We start from the raw sequence: 13,382 nt of genomic DNA, 5'->3' as shown, positions 1-13,382 counted from the left end.
CGAATGAGGGGGGTGCGAGGCGGAAGAACTCCGCCTCGCACCCCCTGGGATTTTCTAGAACGGGTAGGCCGTTACCACCTTACCCCTGACGACGACCACTCGGACTCGCTTTTTCTTCGAAACCCTTCCCTTGAGATTCCTCTGCACTCCGACCTGGCGGTCGTACGTCTTCTCGTACGTGTGGCCTGCCCGGCCGAGGGTCGAGCGCGCCCGTTTGCCCGTGCGGATGGTGTCGGCGATGAGTCCGCGGACCTCCTCGCGATCACCGATGAACTTGCTGCGGAGCTTCTGGGTCGCCTTCGATATGTGCCCGGTGTAGATATGGTTCGCCCACACCCGTCGCGGGATGGGGCAGCTGGCGTTGTGGACGACGACATCGTTTACGCCGTCGGACACGGCATAGGTGTGGACATCGCCGACGTTGAGGTTGAAGACGAGTTGCGACGGCAGCTCACCCTCGTCGACCACGGACGTGACGGTCGGACCGCTGCCGTCGGGCGAAAGCAGGCGGTCACCCGGCTTCAAGCCGATGGCGTCGACCCACCCCCGTCCGGCGACCCAGAACGGGTGGTAGGACGTCGCGCGGATGCCCGAGGTGGTGGGCTCCTGATCGGTCTTGATGTCGACCATGTGCTTGGTGGTGTTCGCGACCAGGACACCGAGCACCGGTTGGGCCGTCGTCGTGCCCGACTCCGGGTCGACGGCGGCAACGTAGTCGCCGACGTTCACCTGGGCGATCGGCACCTGGGTGCCGTCGGCCATCAGGACCAGGGTGTCCGGGTCGAAGGAGTTGCAGGTGGCCCTGCTCAGCATCCTGGAGGCGCCGGCCGCCCTACCGGCCTTCGCCGCCACCCGGGTCGTTCTGGCTGCTGCCGCGACGGACTTGACGACCGGGCCGGCCCCGACGGTCTGCGCGACAGCCGTGACGGCCATTTCCGCGGCCTTCTCCCAGTTGCCCGTGGCGGCGTAGGAGACTGCCGAAACGGTGGCGGCAACGGCACCGATGGGTCCGGGGATGTAGGACGCCACCTCGGCGACCTTGGCGACGACCTCGACCGTCTTCTTGAGCCACTTGGGCATGCCCCAGTTGCCGTCGAGGTCGGTGCAGTTGATCGGGTCGCCGGTGCAGTAGTCGTAGGCGCCGGCATTGCCACCGGGTACCGGGTCGACCTGGAGGAAGCGGCCGAGGGCCGGGCTGTAGAGGCGGGCACCCATGAGGATGTCGCCGTCCAGGGCCTCCGCGGAGCGCTCCTTGCCGCCGAGCCAGCCGTAGCGGACGTCGGCCTGGCCGTCCTGGGGGATGCCGAACTCGTCGAAGTCCAGCACCACCGGCTTGGTCAGTGCGGTGTCCGTGGTGACGACCACCGAGCCGAACAGGTTCGCCAACTGGAGCTGGACGTCGCCAGTCCTGCTGGTGCTGGCGACCAGGCTGCCGTCCAGGCCCGAGACGTTCCGGGTCAGGGTGCCGAGTGTGGTGTCCTCGACCGTCCACCGGACCTGGTCGGAGTCGTCGCCGTAGTGGTTCAGCTTCGAGGTCGCGTTGGCCCAGGTGCCGTCGGCCTGCTTCTTGCCGGTGGTGAACGCGGTCAGGCGGTGGGCGGCGTCGACGGCCCACTCCTGCTTGGTGTCCCCCTTCTCCTGAGCGGCGATTCGGTCGTTGGCCCAGTAGGTGTTGGTCGCGCCGGTGGCCGTCTTCACGGTGCGCCCGAAGGCGTCGTAGGTGAACCCGGCGTCGGTGAGCCGGTCGGCGCTGTCGTAGGCGTGGGTCTCCGTCGTGGCCCCGGCCGTGCTGCACTCGCCGGCCGCCCCGCGCGGGGAGGTCTGCTTGGAGAGGCGGTTGGAGTGGGCGTCGAAGGCGTACTGGCGGGTGACGCAGCCGGTGGCGACCGTGGTCTGCTCGGCCTTCACCAGCCGGCCGAGCCGGTCGTACTGGTAGGAGCGGGTGGCGGTGGAGCTGGTGTCCTTGGCCACCTGGCCCTGGGTGGAGATGTCGGTGGTCTGGGCCCAGATCACCGTGTTGTCGGAACTGCGGGTGTAGCTGCGGCTGGTGGCCTCTCCGACCGCGTTGAAGGTGTCCTTCCGGGTGATCCCGCCCGGGTACGTCTGCTCCACCAGCTGGCCGTCGGGGCCGTACTTGGCGGTGAACTCGCCCGCGACGCTGTCGTTGATCGAAGTCACCAGCCCGCGCGGCTCCTTCGCGCGGTCGTAGGCGTAGGTGGTGGACCCGGTCGGGTCGCTGACCTTCACCGGCTTGCCGTACCGGTCGAACTCCGTGGTGGTGGTGGCGCCGTCGGCGTCCGTGTAGGAGATCAGTCGGCCGAGGGAGTCCATGACCCGGGTGAGGGACTTGCCGCCGGCGGTGGTCTTCACCGCCTCGCCGGTTGCCGGGTCGTACTCGACGGTGACCTTGGGCAGTGGCCTGCCCTCGTCCGAGGTGATCTCGGTCGAGAGGACGCGGTCCAGTTCGTCGTAGGTGGTGACGGTCTTGCGGGACTTGCCCGCGTTGGTTTCGGTTGTCTCCTCCGGCGCGTTGAAGGGCGAGTAGCGGGTGATCCGCTTCACGGGGAGGGTGGCGGGCATCCGACTCGTGTCCGCGTCGGTGACCGCACCGCCCGGCGTCGTGACGCACGGGAGGCCCGCCCACTCGGGTCGACCGGAGCAGGCGTTGTCGTCCGGATTGGCACCGGCGGTGTAGAAGACCGACTTGACGGTACCGGCGTCGGTGCCCGTGGAGCCCGGCTTGCGGGACTCCTGCGCCCGGCCCGAGGCGTCGTACTTGACGGTCGCGGTCAGCTTGGCACCGAGGGCGTCGGTGGTGACGGAGGTCGCCTTCCTCAGCTTCCACCCGGGTGTGCCGCCGACCGGCGCGTCGTAGCCGTGCTTGGTGACGCGCAGCTCCACGTCGGCGGCGTAGCCGTCGATCCGGGCGCCGTCGGTGGCGGTGGTGACCAGGTGATAGGCCTGGCCGTCGGGCTTCCCTTCGTCGTACGTGTTGGTGTTGTGGTCCCGGGCGACGACCGAAGTGCCCGCTGGGAGGGTCGGGTTGACGGTCGTCTTGGTCAAGGTGACGGTGTCGATGCCCGCGTGGAAGCGCTCGCCGCCGCTCGCGGTGTTGGTGCCGGTGACCGTGAGCCTCAGCTCGTGATCGCCGCGCGTCAGGTGGACCGCCTCGCCGACCGTGTACGGGACGACGGCGGGCGTGGCCGTGTAGGTGTCGATCGGCTGGCCGACGTCCTTGCCGTCGATCGCCCACTGGACGATCCCGTGGTCGGTGTACCTGGTCAGCTGGCCGGAGAGGACGTAGTCGCCCTCCTCGGGCACGGTGACCCGCATGCTGTCGAAAGCACCGGCCGAAGTGCCGCGGATGCTCAGGTGCGCGCCGCCGGACCAGGTCAGGCCGCAGCAGTCGTTGTCGACCTGGACCTTGGTGTTGGTGCCCAGCTGCGGCAGCTTCTCCGCTTCCGAGGTCACGCTGACCGGGGTGGCCTGGCCGTCGACCTGCTCGGCGAGCGAGGCCCGGTAGACCGGCCCCAGGGTGTCGACGAGGTCCTGGCCGTCGGCCGAGTAGGCGCTGCGCGAGTCCAGCAGACGGGCGCGTGAGGCCGAGTCCTCCGGCAGGTTCAGCTCGGCGACGAACTTACCGGTGTCCGGGTGGGTGCCGAGTGCGATGGAGCGGTTGGTGGCCTCCAGGGAACGCACGACGTGGCCGTAGCGGTCGTACTCCTTGGTGTCGATGTCGCCGCCGGGCGTCACGGACGGCGTCGCGGTGTTGACCTCGTTGCCGGAGGCGTTGAGGTAGTGGACGGTGGCCGGCTTGTAGCCGTCCGGGCCGGGCTTGGCAGCCGTGGCGGTGTTGACGGCGGGGACGTCCTCCGGGCCGAACACCGCGGTGGCGTCCGTCGGCACGTCGGTCTGCGCCCACTTGAGGGCCTCGGCCCCCGAGAGGTCGTACGGTCCGCCCGCGCCGCGGGTCAGCGGCACCTCGTACACGAGGTTGGTCGCGTTCTCGCCGATGACCTGGTCCTTGGTACCCGGCGCGAGGGTGTTGCGCCGGACCTTCAGGAGACGGCCCGGGTCCTGGTCGGCCCCGGCCTTGCCGTAGTCGAGGTTCCACGGCTGCTCGCCGGCGGCGCCGATCCGGGTGACCCGGCCGGCGTCGTCGTAGCCGTATCCGATCTTCAGTGGCGAAGCCAGGCGCGGGTCCCACGCCTGCGACAGGCGGCCGCGGTCGTCGTACGCGTAGTGGGCGACCTCGACCGGCTCCTGCTTGGAGGTGGCGGGGTTCCACGACCAGACCTTGACGCCCCGGACGCGGTCCAGGTAGTCACCCAGAGCGGCGGCGGTGGCCGTGGTGGCCTTGGCGTAGTCGTACTCCATCACCTCGCAGCCGCGCGGCAGCGGGTCGACGGTGCAGCCGTTGGCGTCGTCGACGCCCGGTTCGACGGCCGGGATGACCCGCTTGACGAGCGAGCGGCCGTCGGTGGTGTCGTACTGGTAGCGGGTGGTCGACGCGGCGTCGGGCCCCGTCTCGCTGACCACCTGGTAGATGCTGGAGCCGGCCTGGCGGGCGAAGACGGTCTTGGAGCCGTCCAGCTCGGTCAGCTCGTAGGTGGTGCCGGCGGTCTGAATGTCCCAGATCTGGTTGGGGCCGGCCCAGCAGACCCAGATGGAGGCGCCCTTGTCGGCGTCGAGGCACTTGCCCGAGTGGCGGTTCAGCACCGTGTTGTCGGGGCGGACCTCCCACTGCTGGTTGTCTCCGCCGTTGCAGCCCCACAGGGCGAGCGGGGTGGCGTCGTTGACCTGGCCCCGGGGGTTGTCGAGGCAGTAGCCCAGCAGCCGCAGGGTGAGGTCGTCTCCGCGGGTCCACTGCTGGTTCGCGGCGCCGGTGCAGGGCGCGGGCTGCAGCCTGGCGCCGTTGCCGGCGGCGCCGTTCGGCACCTCCAGGCACTGGCCGGAGGTGGACAGCACCAGCGCGCCGGACTTGGCCGGGACGGCCTTCAGCGTCAGGGCCTCGGCGCCGGGCTCGGGGAAGAAGCTGCCGTCGTTGCCCTTGGCGAAGGTCAGCGAGGTGTCGTCGTTGCCCTTGATCTCGACCAGGTCGGACTGGGGGAAGGACAGCGAGCGGTAGTCGCCGCCGGTCCCGGCGTCGGGTCCGCCGGCCCACTGGGGGCCGAACGGGGCGACGATCTCCTTCAGCGACAGGTCGTCGAAGTAGACCTCCTTGCCGCTGCCGGCGGCGTTGCCGTTGTAGAGGCGGAACCAGGCCTCGGTGGCGTCGGCCGGGACGACCATGTCGACGGTCAGCTGCTGCCAGCCGTCGGTGAACGAGGCCTTCGGCGAGGCGGTCTCGCCGTAGCCGGCCGGGGTGCGGTACACGCCCACGAGGCGCAGGCCGCGGTTGGCCAGCGGGTTGTCCAGACCGGTGGCACCGGGGACGTAGATCCAGCCGGTGAGCCGGTAGGTGCGGCCGGGCTTCATGCCCTGGCCCATGGTGTACTCCGGTCCGAGCGCGGCGAAGGAGTCCCAGCCGGAGGCGGCCGGGGTGATCAGCAGCGAGTCGGTGGAGCTGTCGTGGCCGCGCGCCGTGGAACGGGCCAGGTTGGCCTGGCCCGGGGTGAAGCCCGCCGTGTCGGTGCCGATCTGGCGCTGGTTGGCCGTCAGCCGCTCGCCCTGGGGCTGCCAGCCGCGGCCGAGGTCACGGGAGGAGGTGACGCGCTTGACCGACATGCCGAACTCGTCGGCGTCCGTGACGTCGGTGGAGTAGTCACCGGTGAGCAGGTTGACCGAGCCGGGGCCGATGTTGTCGCTCGCGGCGCCGTCGGCGTTGCGGTCGACCGTCATGGTGTTCCAGACGGTGGTGTAGCCGCTTCCGGAGCCGTCCTCGGGGAACAGCACGGCGCGCACCTGGACGACGCCGCCGACCTGGCCGAGGGTGTCCAGCACGTTCCAGTTGGCGTGCGGGCCGAGGTCCGCGAGGCGCGGCTTGTCCTCGGTGACCGGGGTGTTGTCCGCCTTGGTGAGGTTGGTGCGCGGGACGTTGTACTCCGTGGCGCCCGGGCCGCGGCGGTACTGGTAGACCACCCGCTTGAACTGGGTCTGGGCGTCGACCGAGAGCTTGACGCGCTTGGCGCTCTGGGTGCCGTTGACCGGGGAGCTGATGCCGGCCTGGCCGACCCGGAACACGTAGCTCGCGGGCGGGGACAGGTTGCCCGCACGGTCCTTGGACTGCACCGACAGGACACGGCGGCCCTCGGTGGTCGGCGTGATCGACGCGGTGAGGGCCCCGGTGGCGGCGACCGTCACCGGGGTGCCGCCGTCCAGGGTGTAGACGTAGGCCGCGGTGTCATCGGTGCCCGGGGCGGGCGAGAAGGTGAACGAGCCCGGCTGGTTGGCCGTGCCGTGCCACAGGTCGTCGGACGGGTAGTCGGCCGAACTCACGAACGGCGTGCCGGGCTTGACGGTGTCGGCGACGACGTTGGTGCCCACCCAGCCGGAGCGGGACTTGCCGTCGTCGAGCGTGGCCCAGATCGAGTACTGCACGCCCTCGTCGAGCCTGGCGATGCCGTAGTCGGAGGGGCGGACGGTCGCGATGGCGCCGTTCGGGGTGTCGCGGACGATGCTGCCGAGGAAGGTGCCGCCGCGCCACAGGTCCAGGTAGACCTTCAGTGGATCGCCGTCGGGGTCGGCCGCCTGCACCTGGAAGCGCGGGTTCGCGTCCGAGGTGTAGCGCGGGTTGCCCTGCTGCGACGGCAGTACCTCGACCGTACCGGGAGTGGCCGGGACGGTGTTGTAGGTGATCGAGACGAACGGCGGCCAGTAGCCCTCGGCGGAGCTGAACCGCTTCCAGGACAGGCTGCTGGACTCGTCGGCGGCCTTGAGGGCGAAGCCGTAGTCGTTGTACCCGAACCCGGCGAAGTACCGGATCATCTCGGTGACGTCGGCATTGGCCCAGAAGGAGCCGTCCGGGGCGTAGCAGTCGTAGCCGTCACCGTCGTTCTTCACGTCCCACGTGTCGCTCGAGGTGGCCCACTTCTTCTCCATCGCGGGCTGATTGCCCCAGCGGGTCCACCCGGCGGCGCCGCGGGCGTTCCAGACCTCCCACTGCTTCGGGGTGCAGGAGGAGGAGTGGTAGTTGGCGAGGTGCAGCGTGGCGTTCAGGATCTGCTTGCCGTTGAACGGGCCGCCCGGGATGGTCAGGAACGACCGGGCCACGGTCTTGCCGTCGTAGCTGCCCAGCTTGAGGTCCGTCGACGCGGAGGCGTCGATGTTCTCGTTGGTCTGGACGTAGGTGTCGAAGGTCGTGCCGACGTCCACCACCGGGTCGATCGTGACCGGGAACCGGGTCTTCTCGTCCGTGAGGAAGGCCGCGTCCGGGGTGAACACCAACTCGGTGTCGGCGCCCTGGCCGCGCAGCTCCATCGTCACCGCGCCGCGGTTCAGGTGCTCCTGCGAGGCCGGGTCGACGGCGGCGTCCCACATCACGGGGGCCGGGATCCGGACCGTGGTCTTGCCGCTCGCCTTGTCGAGCAGCTGGATGGAACCATCCTGCTGCGGGGCGACGGTGAGGCCGGTGGTGTCGAGCGGGATCGTCACGGTGCCGGTCTGGGCGACGGCGGCGCGGTCCTTGACGACCAGGAACTGCTCGAAGCCGGTCCGGGTGGCCTCCAGGACGAGGTCGACGCCGGGCCGGGCGTCGACGTAGGTGGCCTTGTTGCCCTCCAGCTTGGGCTTGGGCAGCTTGCCCAGCCAACCGAACGTGACCTGCTGCTCACCGGAGCCGAGCTTGACCAGGTCGCGCTCGGCGGGCTTGACGTCGGCGGGCTTGTCGTCAGCTGGCTTCGGGGCGGTGGCCGGGGCCGCTGCGGCGCGGGCGCCGTTGCGGGAGGCCCGGGTCGGCTCGCCGGAGGCGGAGGCCGACGGGGAGGCCGACGCGGAGGCCGAACCGGAGGCGGAACCGGACGGCGACGGGGCAGCCGACGGCGAGGCGGTCGGGGGAGCGGTGCTGCTCGCTGACGGTGTGGCAGCGGGCGTCGTCGGCGCCGCGCTGGGAGGCGCGGTCGGAGCAGCGCCCGCAGCAGCGCTCGCCGCCGCGGCGCTCGGCAGGCTGTCGCCCACGGTCACCCCGGCGTCGCCGCCCTCGAAGACCACTCCGCCCGGGTGCGCCTTCGGCGCGACCTTGCCGTCCGGCGTCTGCACCAGGGTGGTGTCGACGGGCACCCAGGCCTCACCGACCTTCATCCGGATCGGCCCGGTGGACCGGTCGGAGGTCAGGGTGCCGTCGGGGTTCGCCCACAGGGTGGTGAACTCCGTCCGGGAACCGGTGACTTCGATGCGCCGCTTCTGCAGCCGGGCGGTCAGCAGGGCCGACGCCTCGTCCGACGCCTCGGTGGCCGGGGCGACCGGGGGTGCGGGGGGTGTGGGCGCGGCGATGGCGGGGGGCGCCGTGAGCGCGTCCACCGCTACGCCGGTCTGCACCAGCAGACCGAGTGTCAGGAGCGCGGCTATTCGCCGCGCCCTGCGCGTGGAGAAGGCCCCGTCCGTGGAACCGGACGAGGCCTGAGACCGTCGTGACATCAAGACTCTCTCAAGAGATTGCCATTGTTGGTAAAGGCTTGTTCGAAGCCGAATGACAATCTCTCACCCCCGGGAGAGGGTCCATGACCAGCCGGGATGAAGATTTTGTAACGGATTGCCTCCGCATGGTGCTGATTGGTGGCGTTTTGCCTGGAAAGTGAGAGATTTTCTGACCTGCTGTCAGGTCTTTCGGGGCGGGGCCGCGATTGTTCTTGGCCGGCCCCGCTTGGGGCACTGCGCCCTGGAGTCCCCCTCGAACCAGGTGGTGATGGCGTCTCCGGAGCGGCGGGAGTGACGGGTGTGGCCGCAGGGCGTGCGGGGCGGGGCGTGGAGCACGGGTAAGGTCGATCGGTCGGGACACGCGCCGGCGACACGCCGCGAAGGTGATCGCGGAGCATGTGCGGTGGGTAGCGCAGGCAGGGTCCGGGTTGTCGGAGTGGGCGCTCTTGGGCTGTGTTGGATTCGCCCGCATTCTCGATTGCCGTCGGTAGTCGAGATCGGATCGTGGTAATCGATTTCCAGCCGGGATTGTGGCGGGAATCCCGATTGTGGGGCGAAGGTTCGCCAGGGGTGACCGTGTTTCGGGCGGCGCGCTCTGGGGGTGGTGCGGCCTGCGGAATCACCTCGGCGCTGGGGCCCATCGGGGGTGCGCCAGCGGGTGTCGGCGCGTCAGGGGGTCTGCTTGTTCGGGGCGATGGTGCAGGCGGTGACGCTGAGGTCGGCCGGGCAGGGGGTGATGGAGAGGACCTGCAGGCCGGCGGCGGCCGCTTCGCGGCGCATGTCGGCCTCGGTGCGTTCGCGGGCCTTGGACTCGCCGACGACCATCTTGATGACGTTGCGGAAGGCGGCGCCGGAGTCGTGCTCGGCCAGCGGGTCGATCACCAGGAGCGTCGGGGCGCCGTCGGGGGCGGTGGTGGCGCTCATCGCGCGGCGGATGTTGCCGAGGATCTGGACGCCGCTCTCCGAACTCCAGTCGTGGAGTACGTTCTTGAGGATGTAGAGGTCGCCGCCCTCGGGGACCTCGCGGAGGATGTCGGCGGGCTGGAAGGTGAGCCGCGCGATGAGGTCCTCGTTGCCGGAGGCGCGGAGGTCCTCCTCCGCCCGCCGGCAGGTGTCCGGACGGTCCACGCAGATGCCCTTGAGGTGCGGGTGGGCCGTGAGGACGGCCTTGAGGAGGGTGCCGTTGCCGCCGCCGACGTCGATGACGGTGCGGACGTTCTCGAACGGGACGTGCTCGGCCAGCACGGCGCCGATCGGGCGGGCCCAGTCCTGCATGGCGAGGTCGAAGATCCGGGCGGTCTCGGGGTCCTTGTCCAGGTACTCGTAGAGCGGGACGCCGAACGCGTGGGGCATGACCGAGGTGCCGGTCCGCACGGCCTCCGCGAGCCCGCCGGCCGCGGCCTGCGCGTAGAGGCCGCAGAGCAGCGCGGTCAGGTAGCGCATCGAATCCGGGTGGTCGGTCCGGAGCAGCTCGGACTGCGGCGAGTTGGTGTAGCGGCCGTCCTCGCCCTTCGCGAAGACCCCCAGCGCGGTCAGGGCCGTCATGAGGGAGACGAGCGCGTCGCGGTCCGCGCCGACGGCCTCGGCCAGCTCGTCGGGCGTGGCCGGCCCGTCCGCGAGGGCGTCGGCGATGCCCAGGCGCGCCGCCGCGCCCACCGTGGCGGATGTGAAGGACCCCATGACAAGACTGACCAGCGACGTTTCCATGGCCCCGTTCACTTCCTCGGCTTCGATGGCGGGTTCCGGATGACGGTTCGTCCGGCCGACCGTAGTGGGAGCCGTGGGTCCGCGTCGCGTCGTTCAACTGCCGTGCGCGCAGCGGTGCGTCCGCGGGGTGTCCGGTGACCCGGTGGCACTTCCGGATCCGTCCGGACGTGCGGGGGCGGCCAGTTGAACAGCGCCGGATGTTCCGTTTGCGGCCGGGGAGCAATCCGGTGTCATGTACCGTCGATTGGACGTGACGCTGCCAGAGGAAGATCAGGCTGGAGACATGACGGATGACAGGTCGTCAAGCGGTCACCGCGCCGGGGACGTGTCCGCGGGGGACATCAGGGCTTCGCACGCCGACCGGGACGAGGTCGTCGAGATCCTCCGCGATGCCGCGGCGGACGGCCGGCTCACGGCGGAGGAGCTCGACGAGCGTCTCGCGCTGGCGCTGAACGCCCGGACCTTCGGCGAACTGGCCGAGCTGACCCGGGACCTGCCGGTCGCTCCCGTCCCGGCACCCGTTCCCGTGCGCCGCGCCGAGCCGGGCCGGCCGGGCAAGGACGTGGTGGAGATCAACCAGCGGTTCGGCACCCTGCGGCGGGTCGGGCCCTGGGAGGTGCCGCGCCGGCTGGACATCCGGATGCACGGGGGCGACGTCAAGCTCGACTTCACCCAGGCGGTGATCAGCCATGCCACCCTCGACCTCGACGTCTACCTGAGCATCGGCGGCGACCTGATCCTCGTGGTCAGGCCGGGCATCGTGGTGGCGACCCACGACCTGGCCGTGGGCGTGGGGGACCTCAAGGTCCGGGTGCCCAAGCCGGGTTGGAACGAGCCCGTCGAGCTCCGGGTGAACGTGAGCGGCCGGGTCCGCGGCGGTGACGTGGTGGTCAGGTACCCGCGGCGGACGCTCGGGCAGTGGATGCGCGGGGAAAGCGCGCTCTGAGGCGCGGGCCGGACGGTGGTCCGGCGGCAGGCGGCAGGCGGCGGGGGCGCGGCGGGCGCGGGGCGGTGGGCAGAGGGCGGTGGGCGGCTCGCAGGGGCCGGCCGCCGCCCTCCGTGCTGTCCGCCCGGTGGTGGGGCTCCCCGCGACGGAGGCCTCTGGACCTGAATAGCCGTCCGTGGTATTCAATGCTATCCGGTACCCGTGCGGTCCGGCGGATCGAGTGTCGGTTTCCTCGATTCCCTTGCGTGGTCAAGTGGCGGTTCAAGTGTTCAACTGCCACGTTTGCGCCGCCCAACAGGGGTGGATACGTTCCTGTTGCTGGTGGGCTCGATCTTTTGCAGGTATTGAGAGAATCCCGGTTTTTGCGTAATTCCCGCGGTAATCCCGCACCGCGGCTGTGCAGATCAGTATTGGCATATCCTCGGCAAGCAGGGGTGGCGGAATTAAATGGCCAACGAAGACAGGCTCCGCGATTATCTGAAGCTCGTGACGGCTAATCTGCGCCAGGTCCGCCGTCGACTGGCTGAGGTCGAGGAGCGGAGTCAGGAGCCGATCGCGATCGTCGGCATGGGCTGCCGGTTCCCCGGCGGGGTACAGAGCCCCGAGCAGCTCTGGCAGCTGCTCGCCGACGGGTCCGACGCGATCGGGCCGTTCCCGCAGGACCGCGGTTGGGACCTCGAGAACCTGTACGACCCCGACCCCGACCACCCGGGCACCTCGTACGCCCGACACGGCGGATTCATGTACGACGCCACCGAGTTCGACGCCGGCTTCTTCGGGATCAGCCCGCGCGAGGCGGTCACGATGGACCCGCAGCAGCGCCTGCTGCTGGAGGTGTCCTGGGAGGCGCTGGAGCAGGCGGGTATCGACGCCGCCTCCCTGCGCGGCAGCCGGACCGGCGTGTTCGCCGGCGCCTACAGCCAGGGCTACGGCACCGACCCGGCGGCGCAGAGCGGAGGGTCGGAGGGGCACCTCCTCACCGGCATCGCGACCAGTGTCACCTCGGGCCGGGTGGCGTTCACCCTCGGTCTGGAGGGCCCGGCCGTCACCATCGACACCGCGTGCTCGTCCTCCCTGGTGGCGCTGCACCTCGCCGCGCAGTCGCTGCGCTCCGGTGAGTGCTCGCTGGCGCTGGTGGGCGGCGCGACGGTGATCTCCAGCCCGTCCGTCTTCGTGGGCTTCTCCCGCCAGCGCGGGACCTCGGTGGACGGGCGCTGCAAGTCCTTCGCGGCGGCGGCCGACGGCTCCGGCTGGGCCGAGGGCGTCGGCGTCCTCGTGGTGGAGCGGCTGTCGGACGCGCGCCGCAACGGGCACCGGATCCTGGCCGTGATGCGCGGTTCGGCGGTCAACCAGGACGGTGCGTCGAACGGTCTGACGGCGCCGAACGGCCCGTCGCAGCAGCGGGTGATCCGGGCGGCGCTGGCGAACGCCGGGGTCCGTGCCGACGAGGTCGACGCGGTGGAGGCGCACGGGTCGGCGACCACGCTCGGGGACCCGATCGAGGCCGAGGCGCTGCTCGCCACCTACGGTCAGGAGCGCGCCGGGGGACGGCCGCTGTGGCTGGGGTCGGTGAAGTCGAACATCGGGCACACCCAGGCGGCCGCCGGTGTGGCCGGTGTGATGAAGATGGTGCTGGCGCTGCAGCACGAGCGGCTGCCGGCCACGCTCCACGCGGACGAGCCGACACCGCACGTGGAGTGGGCGGCCGGCGACGTCAAGCTGCTGAACGAGGCGGCGGAGTGGCCCGCCGGGGAGCACGTGCGCCGGGCCGGCGTGTCGTCGTTCGGGATGAGCGGCACCAACGTCCACATCATCCTGGAGGAGGCCCCGACCGGGGACGGCGCGTCCGCGGGTGCGGACGAGCCCGCCGGTGAGGACACGGACGAGGAGACCGGCGGGGCGCGGGCCGCCGAGGTGGAGGCGGCTCCGGCCGCTCCCGCGGTGGTGGAGCCGGACGGGCTGGCGGCCTGGGTGGTGTCGGGTCGTACGGCGGAGGGGCTGGCGGCTCAGGCGGCGCGGCTGCGGGAGTGGGTGGCGGCGCGGCCGGAGTTGACGGCGGCGGAGGTGGCGTGGTCGTTGGCGGCGACGCGGTCGGTGTTCGAGCACCGTGCCGTGGTGGTCGGTGGCGGCCGTGAGGAGTTGTTGTCCGGGCTGG

4 protein-coding genes are annotated in these 13,382 nt (G+C 70.8%); 2 read left to right on the top strand and 2 right to left on the bottom strand.

The window, feature by feature from the left end:
* Positions 1 to 54: 54 nt before the first annotated feature.
* Positions 55 to 8,475, bottom strand: coding sequence for a ricin-type beta-trefoil lectin domain protein (locus tag ACZ6Y7_RS31955; RefSeq protein ID WP_465761422.1), 8,421 nt, complete (start codon positions 8,473 to 8,475; stop codon positions 55 to 57).
* A gap of 768 nt (positions 8,476 to 9,243) precedes the next feature.
* Complete coding sequence (locus tag ACZ6Y7_RS31950; protein ID WP_465761421.1) at positions 9,244 to 10,254, bottom strand: methyltransferase; 1,011 nt, start codon at positions 10,252 to 10,254, stop codon at positions 9,244 to 9,246.
* Positions 10,255 to 10,564: 310 nt separating this feature from the next.
* On the opposite strand from ACZ6Y7_RS31950, the gene ACZ6Y7_RS31945 reads away from it, so the two are divergent.
* Both ACZ6Y7_RS31945 and ACZ6Y7_RS31940 read left to right on the top strand, forming a co-directional pair.
* Positions 10,565 to 11,227, top strand: coding sequence for a DUF1707 domain-containing protein (locus tag ACZ6Y7_RS31945; RefSeq protein WP_465761420.1), 663 nt, complete (start codon positions 10,565 to 10,567; stop codon positions 11,225 to 11,227).
* Positions 11,228 to 11,674: 447 nt separating this feature from the next.
* On the top strand, positions 11,675 to 13,382 hold a 1,708-nt coding region (locus ACZ6Y7_RS31940; RefSeq protein ID WP_465761419.1), incomplete at its 3' end, for a type I polyketide synthase.

It is taken from the genome of Kitasatospora sp. NPDC053308 (assembly GCF_055585785.1).
The sequence above is the reverse complement of the archived record's forward strand: the minus strand, read 5'-3'. Positions and strand labels throughout refer to the sequence as shown.

What these genes read in the sequence shown, in the direction of transcription:
- ACZ6Y7_RS31945 (WP_465761420.1), top strand. Translation starts at nt 10,565, where the DNA reads ATGACGGATGACAGGTCGTCAAGCGGTCACCGCGCCGGGGACGTGTCC.
- ACZ6Y7_RS31950 (WP_465761421.1), bottom strand. Translation starts at nt 10,254, where the DNA reads ATGGGGTCCTTCACATCCGCCACGGTGGGCGCGGCGGCGCGCCTGGGC.